The sequence below is a fragment of the Methanobacterium spitsbergense genome (assembly GCF_019931065.1).
Classification (GTDB): Archaea; Methanobacteriota; Methanobacteria; order Methanobacteriales; family Methanobacteriaceae; genus Methanobacterium_B; species Methanobacterium_B spitsbergense.
On sequence record NZ_JAIOUQ010000003.1, the window covers coordinates 348,790 to 368,136 of the forward strand.

General features: G+C 32.7%; 20 protein-coding genes and 1 tRNA gene. 6 read left to right on the plus strand and 15 right to left on the minus strand.

The features are described 5' to 3' along the window. Positions 1-65: 65 nt before the first annotated feature. From K8N75_RS03010 to K8N75_RS03020, 3 genes are all read right to left on the minus strand, one after another. Positions 66-1,247 (minus strand): ABC transporter permease, encoded by a 1,182-nt coding sequence (locus K8N75_RS03010; RefSeq protein WP_223790648.1) that lies wholly within the window; start codon positions 1,245-1,247, stop codon positions 66-68. 22 nt (positions 1,248-1,269) lie between these two features. Next, positions 1,270-2,193, minus strand: coding sequence for an ABC transporter ATP-binding protein (locus K8N75_RS03015; protein WP_223790649.1), 924 nt, complete (start codon positions 2,191-2,193; stop codon positions 1,270-1,272). Positions 2,194-2,323: 130 nt separating this feature from the next. Further along, positions 2,324-2,959: a cadmium resistance transporter gene (locus K8N75_RS03020; protein WP_223790650.1), complete on the minus strand. Its 636-nt coding sequence runs from the start codon at positions 2,957-2,959 to the stop codon at positions 2,324-2,326. 296 nt (positions 2,960-3,255) lie between these two features. On the opposite strand from K8N75_RS03020, the gene K8N75_RS03025 reads away from it, so the two are divergent. Both K8N75_RS03025 and K8N75_RS03030 read left to right on the plus strand, forming a co-directional pair. Then, positions 3,256-4,470, plus strand: coding sequence for a molybdopterin molybdotransferase MoeA (locus tag K8N75_RS03025; RefSeq protein ID WP_223790968.1), 1,215 nt, complete (start codon positions 3,256-3,258; stop codon positions 4,468-4,470). A gap of 87 nt (positions 4,471-4,557) precedes the next feature. Then, entirely contained in the window at positions 4,558-5,811 is a 1,254-nt protein-coding gene (locus K8N75_RS03030) for a site-2 protease family protein (protein ID WP_223790651.1), read from the plus strand. Between the two features lie 176 nt (positions 5,812-5,987). Here K8N75_RS03030 and tusB read toward each other — a convergent pair whose 3' ends face one another. From tusB to K8N75_RS03055, 5 genes are all read right to left on the minus strand, one after another. Further along, positions 5,988-6,323, minus strand: a complete 336-nt coding sequence (gene tusB / locus K8N75_RS03035; protein ID WP_223790652.1) for a sulfurtransferase complex subunit TusB — start codon at positions 6,321-6,323, stop codon at positions 5,988-5,990. 24 nt (positions 6,324-6,347) lie between these two features. After that, positions 6,348-6,962, minus strand: coding sequence for a (Fe-S)-binding protein (locus tag K8N75_RS03040; RefSeq protein ID WP_223790653.1), 615 nt, complete (start codon positions 6,960-6,962; stop codon positions 6,348-6,350). Between the two features lie 40 nt (positions 6,963-7,002). Continuing rightward, positions 7,003-7,365 carry a DsrE family protein gene (locus tag K8N75_RS03045; RefSeq protein ID WP_048191973.1) on the minus strand — a complete coding sequence of 121 codons (363 nt, stop codon included), beginning with the start codon at positions 7,363-7,365 and terminating at the stop codon, positions 7,003-7,005. A 1-nt stretch (position 7,366) separates the two neighbouring features. Further along, positions 7,367-7,750: a DsrE/DsrF/TusD sulfur relay family protein gene (locus K8N75_RS03050; RefSeq protein WP_223790654.1), complete on the minus strand. Its 384-nt coding sequence runs from the start codon at positions 7,748-7,750 to the stop codon at positions 7,367-7,369. Between the two features lie 112 nt (positions 7,751-7,862). Continuing rightward, positions 7,863-8,519 carry a DUF166 domain-containing protein gene (locus K8N75_RS03055; RefSeq protein ID WP_223790655.1) on the minus strand — a complete coding sequence of 219 codons (657 nt, stop codon included), beginning with the start codon at positions 8,517-8,519 and terminating at the stop codon, positions 7,863-7,865. 627 nt (positions 8,520-9,146) lie between these two features. On the opposite strand from K8N75_RS03055, the gene K8N75_RS03060 reads away from it, so the two are divergent. Continuing rightward, the gene (locus K8N75_RS03060; RefSeq protein WP_223790656.1) at positions 9,147-10,487 is read left to right on the plus strand and encodes an NAD(P)/FAD-dependent oxidoreductase; all 1,341 of its coding nucleotides are present in this window, start codon (positions 9,147-9,149) and stop codon (positions 10,485-10,487) included. A gap of 37 nt (positions 10,488-10,524) precedes the next feature. On the opposite strand, the gene K8N75_RS03065 is transcribed toward K8N75_RS03060, so the two are convergent. Next, positions 10,525-10,941 carry a ferritin-like domain-containing protein gene (locus tag K8N75_RS03065; RefSeq protein WP_223790657.1) on the minus strand — a complete coding sequence of 139 codons (417 nt, stop codon included), beginning with the start codon at positions 10,939-10,941 and terminating at the stop codon, positions 10,525-10,527. 50 nt (positions 10,942-10,991) lie between these two features. Next, positions 10,992-12,200: an FprA family A-type flavoprotein gene (locus tag K8N75_RS03070; RefSeq protein WP_223790658.1), complete on the minus strand. Its 1,209-nt coding sequence runs from the start codon at positions 12,198-12,200 to the stop codon at positions 10,992-10,994. Positions 12,201-12,360: 160 nt separating this feature from the next. Here K8N75_RS03070 and K8N75_RS03075 point away from each other — a divergent pair, with 160 nt between their 5' ends. Beyond that, positions 12,361-13,137 carry a transcriptional factor MsvR gene (locus K8N75_RS03075; RefSeq protein WP_223790659.1) on the plus strand — a complete coding sequence of 259 codons (777 nt, stop codon included), beginning with the start codon at positions 12,361-12,363 and terminating at the stop codon, positions 13,135-13,137. 31 nt (positions 13,138-13,168) lie between these two features. On the opposite strand, the gene cobI is transcribed toward K8N75_RS03075, so the two are convergent. Beyond that, the gene (gene cobI / locus K8N75_RS03080) at positions 13,169-13,870 is read right to left on the minus strand and encodes a precorrin-2 C(20)-methyltransferase (RefSeq protein ID WP_223790660.1); all 702 of its coding nucleotides are present in this window, start codon (positions 13,868-13,870) and stop codon (positions 13,169-13,171) included. Between the two features lie 218 nt (positions 13,871-14,088). Between cobI and K8N75_RS03085 the strand changes: the two genes are divergently transcribed. Beyond that, positions 14,089-15,828, plus strand: a complete 1,740-nt coding sequence (locus tag K8N75_RS03085) for a helicase C-terminal domain-containing protein (protein ID WP_223790661.1) — start codon at positions 14,089-14,091, stop codon at positions 15,826-15,828. 78 nt (positions 15,829-15,906) lie between these two features. Here the strand turns inward: K8N75_RS03085 and K8N75_RS03090 are convergent, their stop codons facing one another. The 3 genes from K8N75_RS03090 to K8N75_RS03100 form a co-directional block, all read right to left on the minus strand. Continuing rightward, positions 15,907-16,638: a CDGSH iron-sulfur domain-containing protein gene (locus tag K8N75_RS03090; protein WP_223790662.1), complete on the minus strand. Its 732-nt coding sequence runs from the start codon at positions 16,636-16,638 to the stop codon at positions 15,907-15,909. Positions 16,639-16,679: 41 nt separating this feature from the next. Next, positions 16,680-17,468, minus strand: coding sequence for a DODA-type extradiol aromatic ring-opening family dioxygenase (locus K8N75_RS03095; RefSeq protein WP_223790663.1), 789 nt, complete (start codon positions 17,466-17,468; stop codon positions 16,680-16,682). Positions 17,469-17,665: 197 nt separating this feature from the next. Continuing rightward, positions 17,666-17,741 (minus strand) — tRNA-Arg (locus K8N75_RS03100). 247 nt (positions 17,742-17,988) lie between these two features. On the opposite strand from K8N75_RS03100, the gene hisF reads away from it, so the two are divergent. Further along, positions 17,989-18,813 (plus strand): imidazole glycerol phosphate synthase subunit HisF, encoded by an 825-nt coding sequence (gene hisF, locus K8N75_RS03105; RefSeq protein WP_048191989.1) that lies wholly within the window; start codon positions 17,989-17,991, stop codon positions 18,811-18,813. Between the two features lie 22 nt (positions 18,814-18,835). Here hisF and K8N75_RS03110 read toward each other — a convergent pair whose 3' ends face one another. Next, the gene (locus K8N75_RS03110) at positions 18,836-19,132 is read right to left on the minus strand and encodes an isochorismatase family protein (RefSeq protein WP_223790664.1); all 297 of its coding nucleotides are present in this window, start codon (positions 19,130-19,132) and stop codon (positions 18,836-18,838) included. Positions 19,133-19,347 lie beyond the last annotated feature (215 nt).

Sequence of the window (19,347 nt, forward strand, 5' to 3'; positions counted from 1 at the left end):
CTTGTGATCAAATTGGATCTTTAGAATTATTTGATTATACATCATTTCACAAAATATTTTATTTACTATACCTTTTTAAATGTGATTAAATCGAATAACAACCTTAAAATTCCTGGTCTTGGTCCAAATACAATGTCATCCCTCTCAAAAAGTTTAATTGCTATCCAGTAAGAAATTATACTCACAATTGCTATTGATATTAATGTCAAAGCATAATCTCCCAATGCTATAGATTCCCCTGAAAATATCCGCATAACTATGGTCATTGGTGAAATGTTTGATATATAAGAACTTCTTGTAATGTACAACAAAACAGGAACAATTAGGAATCCTACTATTCCTATATACACTATGCTTAAACCTATTCCTGCCTCCTTATAGTTCTTGGAATATGCAGCTACTGCAGAAGTAATCCCTATTATGGGTATTGAGCTTAAAAATATGAATATAAATACTAATAAAGGATTGCTTATATTAAATCCTGCTATAAGAAGAATTATCAACCACATTGCAATTTGTAATGATATTGTTAAAGCCACAGCTATACTTTTCCCAATTATTATATTTGCATGGGAAATAGGCATTGCAATGAGTATCTCTGCTGTTTTTCTTTCTTTTTCTCCAACAATACTATCTATAACCATATTTCCAAATAGAAGGAGAGGTAAAAAAAGTAAAATCACTAACATAACCTTTTTAATTATTTGAAGTGGTAATGACTCCCCTGTTGTCTGCTGGTTAATATTGGGTAATGTTGTATTCTGGGGTGCCGCAGAAGAGGTAAGTGAAGATGAATATGAATCAGCAATCAACTTCGCAGTTGAATTCACCTCATCCCTTACAACACTTTGTTTTGGATCACTAACATCCAAATATACTATCATATTAACTGCTTGTCCATTTTGAATATCTTGGGCTGCATTTCCCGGTACATATAGAAATCCTGTAGTTTTTCCAATTTCAACATTATTTAAAGAAGTATTATAATTTGAGGGGATAACGTTAATGATATCTGGGTTTAAATTCTTGGAAATTATACCACTTTGATCCTGGACATTCATAGAAGCGAATCCATTGAGAGAAGGAGTAATTGCTATCCCTTTTTCAGATTCAATGTTTGTAACAAATGAATTGAAAATAACTATCATTAAAAGTAGAACTGAAAGCTGTAAGAAAAAGATCATCATGAACTTCTTGCTTTTAAGGGTGCTCTTAAACTCCCATTTGGTTATGGTTGTAAACTTCATTATAACACTTGCATCTCTTACTCTAACCTTTTACAGCTTGAATAAACACATCTTCAAGAGTTGGCTCTTTAGTATTGATTGATAAAACTTCATTGCCAAAAACATCTACTATATCATGAATTTCATTCCTTTGTTTGAGTGATATTAAATATTCGCCCCCAACAAGATTAACAGCTCCTACAGAAGGGAATTGGATTAGTTTATTCTTGATCAAATTAATATCTCCCGTATTTTTAACCCTTATTTTGAGGATAACTTCGCCATGAACTTTGGATTTAAGATATTGCGGAGTTCCAACATCTCTAATCTTACCTTCATTTAATATTGCAACTCGATCACACAATAGATCGGCTTCCTCCATATAATGTGTGCAAAGTATCATGGTTTTTTGGCCTTTGAGATTTTTAATAAAGTTTCTAATGGAATTTGCTGTTTCAGGGTCCAAACCCATTGTTGGCTCATCAAAAATAATTATATCTGGATCATGAACAAGTGCCCTTGCAACACTAATTCTTTGTCTCAATCCCTTTGAAAATGTATTTATCCTATCTTCACTACGTTTTGTCATTCCAACAAGTTCCAGAAGCTCTTGTATCTTTCCATCAATATCATTCTTAGGCACCCCATAGAGTTCTGCAAAGTATTTCAGAAGATCTTTAGCTTTAAAACGCTCATAAAGATTTGGTTCCTCGGGGAGATAACCAATCATCGATTTTATCTTTATTGGATCATCATGTATACTGTAACCATCAATAATGATATCGCCAGAATCTGGTTTGAGAATGCAGCAAGCCATTCTAATGGCAGTAGTTTTCCCTGCCCCGTTTGGACCGATAATACCCAGAAGTTCTCCACGCTTTACATTAAGATTAAGATCGTTAAGCGCTTTTATCCTGCCAAATGACTTGTTCAGTGACTCTATTTTTATCATTTCATTTGAGTTCATATCGAACCCCACAATTTTTATTGACTTTATCTATTAATTTGAGCAAACTTATAATTTATTTATCAAGTTTATAAGTTGTTAATTTATTGATCGATGGTAAATTATATTCTATGATCTTATAACTCAAAGTTCATACTTTGAATGGAAAAATCGAACCCCAACTAGTAAGAACTCCTATACCAATTATAATAAGAACGAATGGTAGGATTATATGGCCATATTCCTGTAATTTATATCCTATAATTTTGTTTATAACCATGATATAACTTATAATACACCAAATTCCAACCATCACCAAAAATGTTGTTGAAGTGAGGAATATCTGTGAAATACTTAAACTCACAAAAAGAGGAGCATAAACCCCAATATTGTCCCCGCCATTAGAAAAGGTAACAGTTGCAACTTTAAGAATATTCATAATCGATAATGAAGAATTATCATGGACAATATCTTTTTTATTAGTATAATTTATTTTATTCGAAAGGTTATGAGAACTATTTTTTTTAAAGTTACAAAGATGATTCAATCCGATAACAATTGGAAAAATTCCTAATAGTGCAATGTAAGAAGGAGGTATAATAAATTTAAAAAAATAAGCCAACATACTGATTAAGATTAATACAGATATTCCAATATACTGACCCAATACAATCGAAACTTTATTAAATTCATTGCGTGTAAAGAAGTATATTAAAATAAACATATCATCCAAATTTGTTGCAATAAATGCTGTAACTGCCACTGCGCAGGTTAAAATAATTTCCATTGTATAACTACGACGCGTTGTAATGTTAGTTTCCTTAAATTTTTTTTATAAGTGATTTATACTCTTTACATATAGACAAACATATATTATATTTAAACCACAATGATATACTCCTTTCATATTCAAGTATGATATATTTATATTAATGTAAATTTGTGAAGGTAGATTAATATTAAAAGATTATTCATGTAAATTGATATGAATTTCAAGTGAGAATATGAAATTCGATAAAGTAATTTGAACAATCTATTAATACAATAAAAATAGAACCTAATAAAATTATGTCTAAGAAAAAAATGTTTCTATCCAATTTAATGCCTGTCAAAAAGGCCCAAGATATGATAAGTTCCTCGCTAAAAAATGTAGGAACAGAAGAAATATCCCTTGAAGATGCTCATAGAAGAGTTTTATCCGAAGAAATTGTATCATTATTGAACTCACCCCCATTTGAAAGGTCAGCCATGGATGGTTACGCAATTCGTGCAGAAGATACATTTGGATTTTCAGAAAATAATCCTGCCAAACTTAAAATTGTGGATACAATTGGAGCAGGTCAAGTTTCAGACACAATAATTAAAATGGGAGAAGCTATTAAAATAGCAACTGGCGCCCCAATACCTAAAGGATCTAACGCAGTTGTTATGGAAGAATACACTGTTGCAGACAAAGATAGTTTAGGGGTTGAAATGAGCATTACTCCTGGAGAAAATGTTTCTCCCATGGGGGAAGATATAGAAACTGGAGACATTGTATTAAAAAAAGGAAAAATACTAAAACCACAAGATCTGGCAATAATTGCCTCTGCAGGTTACAGTAAAATAGAGGTTTTCAAAAAACCAAAAATTGGAGTAATCACAACCGGAAATGAACTTGTAATGCCACGACCAGATATAAGTGGAGCAGAAATCATTAATTCAAACCACTACACATTTAAAGCCTTTGTTGAATCTGCGCTGGCCGTACCCACACTTATACACTGTCTTGACAGTGCCAAAAAGGTTGAAGAGGAATTTGAAAGACTTCTTGAAACTCACGATGGGCTGATATCCACAGGAGGTACTGCAATAAGCAAAGGCGACGTGGTTGTAGATGTAACTGAAAAAATTGGAGAAGTTTTAGTCCATGGTGTTGCTTTGAGACCTGGTAAACCATTTGGTTTTGGAATTGCACATGAAAAACCTGTTTTCATGTTATCAGGGTATCCTGTAGCTGCAATGGTACAAGCTGATGTTTTCGTGCGAAATAATCTTTATAAAATGCAAGGGATTGATATGTCACCACAATGTGTCTCAAAAATTGCTTATAGAAAGATCCCCTCAAGTCTCGGAAGAACAGATTATATAAGAGCAAAAACAGATGGAAGTAATGTTAGACCCCTCAAAATAAAGGGATCAGGTATCATCAGATCCATGGTAGAATCGGATTCGTATATTGTTATAGAAGAAAACCTAGAGGGTATAGGTGAAGGAGAGGAGTGTAATGTTCTTACTTACGATTCACTTACAATTTAAATTATAACTAAATTTAATTGATTAAAATTGCAATATTTATAAATTAATTATGAAAAAACATGACGGCATATATTTAAAGGTGATTTTTTGGAATTAAACGTTTTATGGTACTATGCTATTGGATTTATTGTTATATGGGTTTTAGCCATTCTATTTAGAGATAAATTGAAAATAGATATTGAAGGGCCTGTTCTAATGAGGAGAACCCAAAGATTAAGGGATTTCATTGATTCCATTGCAAAGATAAACCCTCGATTTTGGAGATGGGGGATGAACATTGGATTGCCAGTGGCCTTTTTCTTCATGGCATTTATATTGTACCTCTTAATTGAAACACTTCCAACTACATTTTCAAATCCACAAGTTGGATTAATTCTTCCAGGAGTAGATATTCCTGGTTCTCCACTATTTATACCTCTCGGCTACGGTATCATTGCTCTTATGACCGTAATGGTTATCCATGAATTTGGTCACGGTATTATTGCCAGGGTAGAGGGAGTTAAAATAAAATCAATAGGCGTTTTACTGTTAGCTGTGCTTCCTGGAGCATTTGTAGAGCCTGATGAAGAAGATGTTGAAAAATCAAAAAGAATTTCAAAACTAAGAATTTATGCTGCTGGATCTATCTTTAACCTGGTACTTGCATTAATATCCCTACTGATTTTCCTGTTTATTAGTGTGATGATCATCAGTAGCGTAACCGTTGGCCTTCCAGGATTTACAATCCCCGGTACAAATATAACAACTCAACCTGTTGGTTTTAATGTAACCGGTCCAATATTTCCAACATTCCATGAAGATGGTGTTCAAATTGCAAGTGTGGTTCCAAATAGCCCTGCAGCAGGAGTATTAACTACAGGGATGATTATTGAAAGTATTAATGGGGTAAACATTACCAATTATAATAGCTCAGTAAAAGTTCTTAACAACACCAAAATAGGCGAAAATGTAAACATTCAAACAACTACTGGAAATTATACTGTTAAAGCTGGTGTTAATCCTAACAATTCTACAAGAGGTTATATAGGAATAAGAAGTGGAGAACATCTAGTTGTGAATAGCGATGTTGGAAAAGCAGTTGGCTATCAAATACCATGGTTTATATACTCTTTAGCTAACTTATTCTGGTGGATATTCCTTCTGAACTTTGCAGTTGGAACATTCAATCTACTTCCAATGAAACCATTAGACGGAGGATTATTATTAGAGGAGCTTTTAGGCTATAAATTATCAGAAAGCAAAGTGAATAAAATAATGACTCCATTATCTTACGTATTGATTTTGATAATAGCTGTTATCATTATCTATGGCCTAGGAAGAGGAATATCACTCCTCATTTAAATTCTTATTTTCATTTTTATAATCAAAAACAAAAAATGGAACATATAACATAATATGTACTCAACATCATTTCGAAAACATTCTTAGAATGGAATTAAACCATCCTATTCATTTTTTAATTATTGTAATATCATTTATATTTATTTTTCAAAAAGACTAATTGATATTTATTGAATTTAGAAACTCAAGACCTGATCAATATTTTCCATAATATCCCGAACCAACTCATCATACGTAATAAATTGTTCAACGTTGTTTACGAAAACATCAACAGTTAAACCTCTTGCTTTAAGATCATCCCTACAAACATACATATTTATAGAATTATTGGGATCATTTAACATCTCAATTATTATTTCAGACACATAATGGCCCGATCTAAAACAATAAACACCATTTCCAATTAGATAAATAGATACTTCCGTATTTCCAAGGTATATCTTAAGAAATTTAAGAAATGTATTAAAACCTTCTTCAGAGGGAGTTTTTGTGAGTATAAATCCAACGTGCATATAACCACTTGTGAAATTTTTATATTATTCATTCCAACCCATAGATAGCATTATTTGAATCCCAAGAAGTTCTTTTAGACATGAAACATCTTTATTATGCTCCCTATCCCTAAGTGGTTTGCATTTATCCAGTTTTATGTCTCCTGAAAGCAGTTTAATTGCAAATGCCATGCATGTAACCTCGCCACATTTTTCACAGTTAGTTTTTGGTAGACAATTATAAAGTGCAAGTGGTCCTATCTTTGAGAGTTTTTCCTTAATTTCAGAGTAATCTAATCCATTATCACTATTTAATTCGATAAATACCTCATTAATTACTTTCATAATTTCCGTAACTGCTTCAATTGCGTCTTCTTTGTCAATAGTTTTATTCATGCTGATCTTACCAGAGGGGTATAATGTTACTAGTCTGTTTTGAATATTCAGAGTAATGATTCCCTTATTTTCAATAAAATTAACCTTACCTGGAGGATATCTGGTTATTAATAACGGAATTACATCCCTTATTTCTGAATCAAGCTGCATTAAAACTCTGATCATATTTTCTGCAACTATACATGGATTTATTTGTTGTATTGTGGCCTTTTTTACAAGTGCACCATCAACAAATATTTCATATTCGATTTCGTCTATCTCCATTGATAACCCTCATTTGTAAATAAATTATGTTAGTTACACATTAAATTCGGATAAAGGCAGTATTTTTAGTTCTAGACTTTACTATATCATATAATTCATTATCATTTATTATTTGGGAAGCTTCAACCAAATCATCTTCTACAATACCACGATCAAGCATAGATTCTAGATGTACGTATATATTGCCCTCTGGAAAAACTAAATAGGACAATTCTCCAACATTAGGATAATTTACGCTTCCACAGGGTTCTTGATCCTTAATAGCTGCATAAACACCATCCCCTGTAAGTAATACATCAGCATCCATTCCCTTGTTAAGACAGGCTATTGCTACATAAAAAGCGCTAAAAGTATCTTCATAACCATATGGTGCTTTATCAACTATTATTAAAACAGTATCCATGTCACCCACTCAATGTTATTACTTTATCACTTTTCCTAACCCATCCAGGAATGTCGTAGACACTTGTTATAGAAACACCTTTTAGATAAGATGCATTATCACAGGCGTGTCCCCTTGCTGTAGCACACCTTACACACGCCCTAACATCTGCTCCTTTTTTTATTAGATGTCTCAATCTCTCACCCACATTTGGAAATGAATGTGGGTTTTGGTTTTTCTTAGGAATGTGTGTAGCATCCATGTATAAAAATAGATTTACCTTGTATCCTATGTTAAGAGCACTTTCAGCAATATTGTGGGCCATTTCAACATATTGAGATCGGTATGGTCCCTCTGTAAGTATGATTGTCAAGGTCTTTTTTTCTTCTCGTATATTTTCAACCATTGTATAATTTTTTATTTTTCATACAATAAATAATAGTGCATGAATAATAATGAAAGATATTAAATTGAGAATATCCAAGAATAAACTGAACATCTCATTATAAATTAAATAATCAATTTTTTAATTTATCCATTTCAATTGCATCTTCAAATGCGTCCCTATGAAAATTTGCTGCTAATTCCTTTTTACACTCATCAACAAACAACCTCATCTTAGAAGCCCTGCAAGGGTAATGTTGGACTTTAAGACCTGCTTTTATGGGAAGGTTATTAACGTCCTCTCCAACCATCTCTTCAGCTACGAAAAATGTTGAACCGCACGGAGATGATCTTAAAACATGAACTTTTGATACTTTATTACCTACGGTTTCTATTTCTACTATAGGTTTTCCAAACTTGGACACAAATTCATTAAAAACTTCGTCTCCACTTTCTTCAAGGTCACACATATTCTCCGGACAAATAACATTGTCATATTCTTCAATCTGATTTTTAAAGCCTTCACCTTTCCATGCACCTACTATGATCCATTCAACATGATCATGAAGTTGTTCAACTAGCTCCAATAAAAGATCAGGGTGCAAAATATAACTGATAATTATATCTGTACTTTTAAGACTTTCAAGAGCTTCTTCAGCTATTTCAACATCTTCCATGAACATTGATTCTGGTTGTTCTAACTCGATAAAATCGCACTCAAATTCCTTAGAGATTGTATCAAACGCTCTATCACCATAAGGACCATCTGTAACCACACCAATCTTTAACATTATTAATCTCCACAAACATGTATTAAATAAATCTACAATTTCAGTTTAATTATTATTCACATTATTATATAATTTTAAGATAAAATAAGAATAATTCCCATGAGGAAAAATTATATTCTTTATATCTTAGAATACAAGAGAATTCACAAAAATTGATTTTATAAATAAGATATTATTGATTAATCCCATAAATCCTTCTTTAGCTACAGCCTTTGCTATAATTATATGTTGAAATGCTGTTTTTTGATTTTATAATATCCCAAACTTATCGGTTATCAGCTCAGTTTAATATCCGTTCTTTTACACTTAACCAATTTCATCTTTTTCTTTCATTACAAATACTTTTACAGAATCCTATTAGCCTTATTCACAGATAATAATATGCATTTATAGCTATTTTTGACTGCCATTACTTGTATACTATTATTTTTCCTACAAGTCTTTCATCTAAATTTATGTTCAGTATTTAAATGTCCAATTAAAAATTTCTAATTTAGAATATTTATCAATTGACAGGAAAAATAGATAAATTCCTTCCATATTAGTCAACATTTTAATATAGAAACTTCAAAAAAATCAATTATATTATTAAATTTTTGGGGAATCAATCCCTAAGGTGTAAAAAACATGAAAGTAGTAATAATAGGCAGTGGTGCAGGTGGGCTTACTGCAGCATCAAACATTAAGAAATATTCTGAGAAGGCAGAAGTAACAGTAATAACACTAGAAAATAGAGTAGCTTATTCTCCATGCGCTATCCCTTATGTTATTGGTGGAGAAATAGCATCATTCGATGAGATAGTAATGCATACCCCAGAATATTATAATGAACATGGCATTAATATCATTACAGAATCCGAGGCTATTGAAGTCGTTTCTTCAGAAAATATTGTGAAATACAAACCAAAAAATGACAATGAAGTTATTTTAAACTATGACTATTTAGTCATTGCAACTGGTGGATCACCATTCATTCCGCCAGTGAAAGGAACTGATCTACAGGGAGTTTTCAAAGTCAGAACTATTGAAGACGGAGCAAAAATTAAAGAATGGGCTGAAAAAAGTGAGAATGCAGTTGTTGTAGGTGCAGGAGCCATAGGTTTAGAAGTAGGATATGGCCTTAAAGAACTTGGAATTAATGTAAGTGTTACTGAAATGTTGCCCCAGATACTCCCAAGATCATTTGACCCTGATATGGCAATTAAAGTACAGAAATACCTTGAAAGTCAGGGCATTAATATAATTTTAAATCAGGCCTTAGATGAAATTTTGGGCAATGAACTTGCAGAAAAAGTTGTTATTGGTAATAATATCATTGATGTAGATATAGTAATATTATCAACGGGCATAAGACCATCTATAAAACTTGCTAAATCAGCAAAATGTGCTGTTGGTAAAATGGGTGTCAAAGTAAACGAAAAAATGCAAACATCAATACCAAACATATACTCTGTAGGTGATTGTGTAGAAGTTTATGATGGAATAACCAAACAGAAAACTCAGTCCCCCTTTGGAACAACAGCAGTGCGTCAGGGAAAAGTTGCTGCGAAAAATATAACAGGAAGAGAAGCAGTTTTCAGACCCGTATTAAACTCTGTTGTATCAAAGATAGGCGAGCTTGAAATAGGGGCCGTTGGATTAACAGAGATATCTGCCAATTTAAACGGTTTAGATATTATTGTTGGAAGAAGTAAAGCCTTAACAAAGGCCAGATACTATCCTGGCTGTAAACCAATAGACACTAAAATTATTTGCAGTAAAGAAGGTAAAATTTTAGGATGTCAGATCATTGCAAAGGAAACAGTGGCAGAAAGGGTCGACACAATGGCATTGGCAATAGCTAAAGAAGTGGAATGTGAAGAATTAACAGAGATGGAATTTTCATATGCACCTCCAGTTTCAATGGTAGTAGATCCTATAGTACTAGCAGCAGAAGATGCTTTAAATAAAATAAAAAAAGATCTTTAATTATTTATTATTAGTTTAGACGGTAAATAGAAGGGTATTAAAAATACCTTTCTAAAATACCTTTCAACATTCTAGCATGCCTTGCTTCGTCCCTGGAACTTTCATCAAAGAAATCATGGGCAGGATCTATATCTTCCAGCTTAGCTTTTTTCGCAGAAGCTTTCTTTTCATTATTTGCCATTGTTTCTCCTTTAAGCATCATTTCGAGATTATCTTTAAGAGATGAAGAAATTACTCCATTCATTTCAGCAAATACTGACGCATGAGCTGCTTCTTCAAAAGCTATTGTTTTCAAGACCTCAGCAACTTCTGGAAGACCATCTCTCTGGGCTAATCTTGCCATTGCTAAATACATACCAACTTCAGCACATTCTCCTTCAAAATTAGCTTTAACATCCTTTTCCATTTCTGTTCCTTTACATACACCAATTTCATGTTCGTTAATAAGTTCCATTTTTTCATCTCCTTTATGACTAATTTGTAAGAAATATATCAGATAGTATCTCAGTTTACAAGTTTCCTTCCCATTTCAAAGCAGCGTTCTAGATCATTGGATTTTGGTAAATAATAAACTTCAATTTCATCTTTAACATCAAATCCACATTCTTCAAGTTCTTTCTTTATTATATTGGACGCTCCACCCTGTCCTCCCATAGAACCAAATGTTACTGCCTTTTTTTTTATCCCTGTTCTGTTAAATTTCAAACCACGTAAGTAATAAATAATATCTCCTGCACTTGGAAATGGTTCATCATATATGGTTGGAATTCCAAATGCAATGGCTTTACTATCTAAAATATCCTTCACTATTTCGCTGCGTTCGTCTTCGTGAAGATAGTAAATTTTTACATCTGCTCCCTCACTTATAACACCTTCTGCAACTGCATGTGCCATTTTCTGTGTTGAACCATGCATTGTGTCGTATATAATTGTAACTTTTTCTTCACATTGTCCCGATGCCCAAGCACTGTAAGCACCAATTACCTTCATTGGATCTGTCCATATCTGTCCATGAGATGGAGCTATCATTTTAATCTTATCTAATAATCCTAATTCCGTCACTTCTTCGAATTTTTTCAGAACAAGTTTTGAGAGAGGAGTAATCAAGTTAGCATAGAATTTCTTGGTAGCATCCATCAAAACATATTCTGGAATTTCATTATCATATCTCTGGGAGTAACATATATGCTGTCCAAATGCATCATTTGAAAATAGAATTCCTTCTTCCACTAACAAAGTGAACATACTATCAGGCCAGTGCAGTAAAGGAGCTTCTAAAAAAGTTAAAGTAGCGCCTTCAAGTTCAAGTACATCTCCTGTTTTAACTGTAACAAATTTTGCACTTTCTAATGAAGGGTAATGGTTTTTAAGACCTTTAACAGCAATTTCAGTACAGTATATAGGTGCTTCAGGGAATTTTTCATGTATTTCTGGTAATGCACCACTATGATCCTTTTCAATGTGGTTCTGTATTATCACATCAATTCTCATATCCTTTCCTTCTTTCTGGAAAGCATCCGCTATTCTTCCCCACATTTGATTAGATTTCCCATAATATGTATTGTCAATTAAAGCAACCTTATCCTTTCCAAATACTAGATATGCATTATAAGTTGTACCATTCAAAGTGTATCCATGATATGATCTTAAATCCCAGTCTAGAAATCCAACCCAATATACTCCATCTTTTATTTTGACTGCATCTGCCTTCATATATTCACCCTCCAAAATTTTTTTAAGTCACAATATGGTTCGTGTTCATACGAACCTTGCGTTGTATGGTAGTATACGAACAAGTTGTATATAAATGTTACGTTCGTGGTTATACGAACCATTATATAGATGTTAGAATAGATGCACAATTAGAAAAAATATGAAAAATATAAAATCTAAAAAAACTAATGTTAACCCTATAAAGATATTTGGAACAACAAATGGGATCAATATTGTTGAAAGTCCTATAAAAGCAAAAATACTATCCATTCTCGAGGAAGAAGATAGAAGTGGAGCAGAAATAGTAAAATTAACAGGAAAATCTAAAGCAACAATATCGGCCCATATGCATGATCTAGTTGAAATGGGTATAGTAAACTCAAAACCCAATCCTGCTGATGGTAGAAGTAAATTATTCTATATTAAATCCAAATCTATTGGAGATTTCTCTCGTGAAAATGAATTTAAAAAGGAAATGGACACCTATATAACTGAAAATGTAGTATATTCTAGTGATCCTTTTGAATTTTTCAGATTCATTTTTAGAACAATTAGAGTAGCTCTAATGGAAGAAGGGTTTAATATTGACCCAATATTACATAATGCAGGGATTAAAGTAGGTTTAGCTTACTATAATAAATTACAAAATGAAGAAATAGAAATCATGATAGATAATATAGCTCATTTCTGGAAAGAAAATAAACTTGGTAATATAAAAGTAGAAAAACTTGAACCGTTAACATTAAGGGCATATGATTGTTTTGAATGTGAAGACTTACCTAAGATTGGTAAATCAGCATGTGCATTTGATTCTGGAATTCTTGAAGCATTATTTTCTACACATTACTCAGAGAAGGTAGATGTAAAAGAGATCAAATGTTTTGCAAAGGGTGATGATTACTGTTGTTTCACCGTGAATAAAAACCTAAAATATTAAGCATAGGAATTTCTTTTGATTAAATATATGGCTATTTTTTATCCCTAAATTTAACAATGGTAGTGGATAAATATTTTTTATCCTTTGAAAATCCTTCAAAAACATTTTCATCTTGCATACTGCAATTTTGAACCGAAATGATAGATTTATCTCTATTATCTTGATTAACAATTTCTTCAAGAATTTCAGAATGCCTTGAAGTTTTCATAATTACAAATGTATCTCCATATTCCATTATCCTCTTCAACCTGTCATCAACCTTGGGAACTATAACTACTATTTCATCCTTTTCAGCCAAAGAAATTCCTGCTGCAGCAGCACATCCTGTAAATGAAGTTATGCCAGGTATTATTTCAATCTCATAACCCGATTCAGCTATCCTCTTAGCAACATAAGAAAAAGTACTGTAAATTGTTGGATCCCCAAGTGTAATGAATGCGACATCTTTGCCATCAGATAGATTAGTATTAATGATCTCTGCTGCTAGATCCCAATATGAATTCAGGGCAGATTTATCTTCTATCATTGGGAAAAGTGGATCTAAAATATCATATTTTTCATTCCTTTCATCTAAAATAGGTTGTACTATTGAAAGTGCAAGACTAGGCTTTAACTTAGCAGATCTTGGGGAACATATAACTTCGACATTTTTAAGGATTTTAGTTGCTTTAATAGTTAAAAGATCGGTATCTCCTGGCCCTACTCCCACTCCAAATAATTTTCCTTTTTTCATATTTAGATAACACCTATAAAATTTATTATTACTATCTTATAAATTAATACTTTAAAAATTTTATCATTTTTTGGATTAAATTTAATCTAATAAACTCTATCCATTTAAATCTATTTGAACTTTGGATAAGACCTTTTTTAAAGGTTTCTTTTTAGAAATTTTTTCTAATTTTATATAAGGTTTCATTTTTATACCATCGCTGATAAATATAAGTCTCTATGGAAAGCGGTTTCTTCTGTGAAAAGTGTGGAATGATAAAGGCACGATGTATCTGTGGTAAAAGCAGTACCAAAAGACGAATTTATACTAAAATATCCAAACCCAATATATCAGAGATTAAAAAATCATATCCAAATGTGGATGAGGAGATAGTTGAAAATTTCCCGTTTTCAGAACCAAGAAATGGTCAGTTTGAAATAATCACTAGGATTAAAGATGCAATTGATAATGGTTATCGTTACATCATACTTGAAGCAGGTACTGGGACTGGAAAATCTGCAATTGCAACTACTTTAGCTAATATCTATCAACCAGCTTATATTTTAACAATGACTAAACAATTACAATCACAATATGCCATTGAATTTGGCTACCCTATGGTTAAAGGCCGAGGGAATTTTACTTGTAGGGATTCCAACTTCGATGATAGATGCGATTCCGGTACATGCCAAACTGTTCCAAGCACCCAAAATTTTGTTTGTGACTTTGGAATCACAAAATCCCCATTTGAAGAGGGAAATTTTGCATTCAACGATGCACATGGAACCCCAATATATTTCAGATCAAATGAAAGATGTAACTACTGGAATCAAAAATCAAGAGCAGTTGAAAGTGATATCACGCTTATGAACTATGATTATGCACTTTTAGAACTTGCATATGTACAGCATTTCGGTAAAAGGAGTTTAATGATTCTTGATGAAGCCCATAACATTGAAGATAAACTCATGCGTAGAATGGAATTGAGTTTATCCAATAAAATGCTTGAAAAAGATGTTAAAAAGAGCATACCGAGAAGTATGTTGAAATTTCAGGACCCCAAAGAATGGATAATTTTCATACAATCACTTTATCAGGATTACAAGGATATAAGCCTCACAAAAATGCCAAAAAATAAGGCAGACAGAATCAACAGAACCAAATTAAGGTTGAGCGAACTCATGACCAATTTGGAAGAAAATCCCAAGAACTGGGTTGTTGATGGGTCAGATGGAGGAATAACTTTCAAGCCACTTAAAATAGATGTATATGCCAATGATAGATTATTTAGACATGCTGATGTGTGTCTATTTATGAGTGCAACCATACTAGATCAGGACTTATTTTGCAAATGGCTTGGAATTAGGCCAGAAGAAGTATATTTCTTAGGTATTAAAAGTAATTTTCCTGCTTCAGAACGTCCAGTTCATCTGAAAACGGTTGGTCCTATGTCTCAACGTGCTATTAAACGTACAGCACCAAAAACCATCCCCATTCTTGAAAAGATTATCGAACATCATAAGTACGAAAAGGGACTCATACACACACATAATTACAAGTGTCAACAGTACATTATGAAACAAATTAAAGACAAAAGACTTATTGATCATAAAAGTACAGACAGAGAATATAAATTAAGACTTTTTGAAAAAAGTAAAGACCCATTGGTTCTGGTTAGTCCTTCAATGAGTGAAGGTGTTGATTTGCCTTATGAAAAATGTCAATTCCAAGTAATATATAAAATTCCATTCCCGTATTTAGGTGATCAACAGATAAAAAATAGAAAGGCCCAAGATCCCAAATGGTATGCCTATAAAACTGTTATGACGTTGTTACAGGCATACGGGAGGGGAATGCGTGCTGAAGATGATTATTGTGAAACCTACATCCTTGATGGAAATATTAAAATGCTCTTCAATAACAGATTATACAAATCACTTGTTCCTGAATTCTTCAAAGAAGCTATTGTACGTGATTAGTACCATTTTATTAAAGAAACATAATTTAAGAAATAAATTTTTGATGAATTTATAGATTTCTAAAGAGATTTAATTTGTTTAAACCTGATCATCTTTTTTATTCCATTTTGATCTCCAATTTTCCATCTCATCCTTAGTTAACCAATGACTACCATCACAAAAAGGTTTATTTTCCGATTTACCACATTGACATAGTGTTACCCTATTACGTACTTCGTAAATTGTTCCATCAAAAGATTCTATAGGAATACCTCCCCGTACCCATATAGGACCTTCACACTTCTTTTGAGGATCATGAATAATTGCTATGGAAGGTTCAAATTCAGGTTCAAGTGCTTTTCCAGTTTCTTTATCCCAAACAACCAATCTTCCTGATGGACAATTTTGACCCTGTTCAATGGCTATCTTCTTTGCTTCAGGATCATCTGAATTAGCAATTAATTCTCGTATACCGCCTGCCCTTTGACAAAAACGTGAATGATCACACAAAGGCCATACATCTGTTAAGGTTAGAACTGGTCCATCTGTTCCCGCTGCTTCAGCCATGTATGGTTTCTTACTTGCGGTTTCTGTTCCATCAAAACCTGTCTTTAAATGCGCCCCATCACAAAAAGGTTTATTTTTTGATTTTCCACAACGACAAAGCGAATATGTATTTTTTAAAGGATATGTGATTTTTAAAGTCCATTGATATGAATTACCCTCATCATCTGTACCAATTCCTTGTTTAATTAATGGAACTCCTCCCGAAACAATGTAAGGTCCATCTTTTAATATTCTAATTTTTTGTTTATTTTTTTCAGCAGCCATTTTATAAACCTTTTAATTTAAAACGATTTTATAAAAATTGATTAAAGAATAAATTCATAGGCACCCATACCTAAATCTCCCCAATACCAGCTATGATGAATAATATCTCCTATTGAACCATCTTCCGCTGCACCCATTGATGTGATAAGTGGCATAAAATGGTCCGGATATGGATGGGCTTTTTCAGGAGTTGGTGCAAACTTAGAATAATTTTTAACTACATCATAATTACCAATTTTCAATTCTTTTGTGAGCCATGAATCAAAATCTAAAGCCCATTGGTCTGTTTTTGCACCAGGTCTTAGAGGAGCATATCCTAATGGGTGAACAGCACCACCACTGCCCAATATTAAAACTCCTTCCTGGCGTAATGAGCCTATGGCCTGACCCAATGCATAGTGTTTTTCAGGATCCATATCATTTTGTATAGAAAGTTGAAAAACTGGAATATTAGCTTTGGGAAACATAAGTTTCAAAGGAATCCATGCACCATGATCAAGTCCCCTTTTATTATCAAGTTCACAAGGTATTCCAGAATTTTGTATCAATTCTGATGTTAATTGAGCCAGTTCTAAATCACCATTAGCAGGATATTCAATCCTGTAAAGTTCTGGAGGAAATCCATAAAAGTCATGGATTGTATCAAATTTCTCCACCATATTAATAGTGGGTTCTTGAGTCATCCAATGTGCTGATATACAGATTACTGCATTTACATAACTGTATTTTTTTCCAAGTTCCTTTAAAAATTCCCTAGCAGAGATATCTTCAAGCAACAATGAGGGTGCTCCATGAGAAATGAAAACTGTTGGTAAAGATTTTTTACTCAATACTTACCACCTTATTACAAAATTGAAATTTTCAAATCCTCTATTTTAATAGAAAGTTTTAGTAAAAATTTCCGCAAATTATCAGTAATAATCCAGTTCATTAACAATTGTTATTATATTGTATATCCAGAATTTATATTTTTTGATGAATATGGATATAATATATAAAAATATTATAAAAAAATAAGATATAATAGCGGACCTGGGGGGATTTGAACCCCCGACCTTGGGATCCGAAGTCCCACGTCATATTCCTGGCTAGACTACAGGCCCAAAATGAATTATTGATTTAATGAAAATTCTTTTATGTTCAATTTAATTATGTCTATTCATAGTTATAACATTGTAGAAACAACTCAACTTTTGAACTTTTGAACTTCATACTTTAAAAATAGTTATGTTACAGGAAGATAAAGATTAACAATCAAAATCTTTAAATCCAAAAATATTTAATGAGAAATATTCAACCCTTTAAGATAATTATTAACTTATTAAGAATTAGAAGATAAATGAGGTAAAAATGCTGGCCAAAAGAATTATACCCTGTCTTGACTGCGATCTTAACGTTCCAAATGGAAGAGTTGTTAAAGGTGTGGAATTCAAACAGATTAGATATGCAGGCGATCCTGTTGAACTTGCAACTCGTTATTATGAAGATGGTGCTGATGAGATAGTATTTTTGGATATTACCGCATCACACGAACGCAGAGAAACTATGGCAGAGGTTATTAAAGCAACAACAGAAAATGTATTTGTGCCTATTTGTGTTGGTGGGGGTATTAGAAAACCTCAAGACTATGTTAACATGCTCAGGGCTGGTGCAGACAAATGTTCAACTAACACCGCAGCCATTCACAACCCGGAACTCATAAATGAAGCTTCAAAGGTTGTTGGTAGTCAGGCTTGTGTAATTGGTATAGATGCCAAACGACGTTACATATCTGATCCATGTGATGTACCTGATAAAATAACAATTGAAACTGAAAAGGGTTATTGTTGGTTTGACTGTAGCATCTATGGAGGTCGTGAATTTACAGGGATAGATGCTATTGCATGGGCTCTTGAATGTCAAGAAAGGGGTGCGGGTGAGATACTTTTAACTAGTATGGACCGGGATGGTACAAAAGAAGGTTATGATCTTGAGCTTACAAGAACAATGAGCGAAAACTTGGACATACCTGTAATTGCATCTGGAGGGGTTGGAAACCCTGAACATATATATGAATCATTTGAAATTGGAAAGGCAGATGCAGCACTAGCTGCAAGTATTTTCCATTTTAATGAATACCCCGTACAAGTAGTTAAAGAATATTTGAAGAAAAAAGGAATATTGGTTAGGGATTGAAAATTTTTTATTTAGATAGTAGTTATTTAAGTCCTATCATTGCCCCATAATTCGAATAAACATTTTCTACTAATTCTCCTGCTTTTGGATTGTTCCAGTCGTGCATCCACTCTGAAACTAACGATTCCAGAGTAATTGGTATGACTCCTGCCTGTATCATTCTTTTTACACCATAATTATGTGCATCCTCAGTAGAATCGCCCCCAGCATCGATTAATCCATAAACATCATATCCTTCTTTAATTGCATGAAGTGCAGTGTATGTAAAGTACACAATAGTGTATATTGTATCATCATCTGAGTAATAGGTATTATCCAAGTCTTCTTCAAGTCGGTCTTTTTTTTATAAACCTATTATATAATTGAAAATATGATTCTGATGATAGTATAAGAAGTGCTGCTGAATTAGCTGAGGAATTACGAGACAATTTAATTCTTATTAAACAATATATATTAATAGTCCATATTGTAAAAATATCAAAGGAAGGTCAATAAATTTTTTTGAGGGGGGGGGTGGAAAGATTTATAGAATAA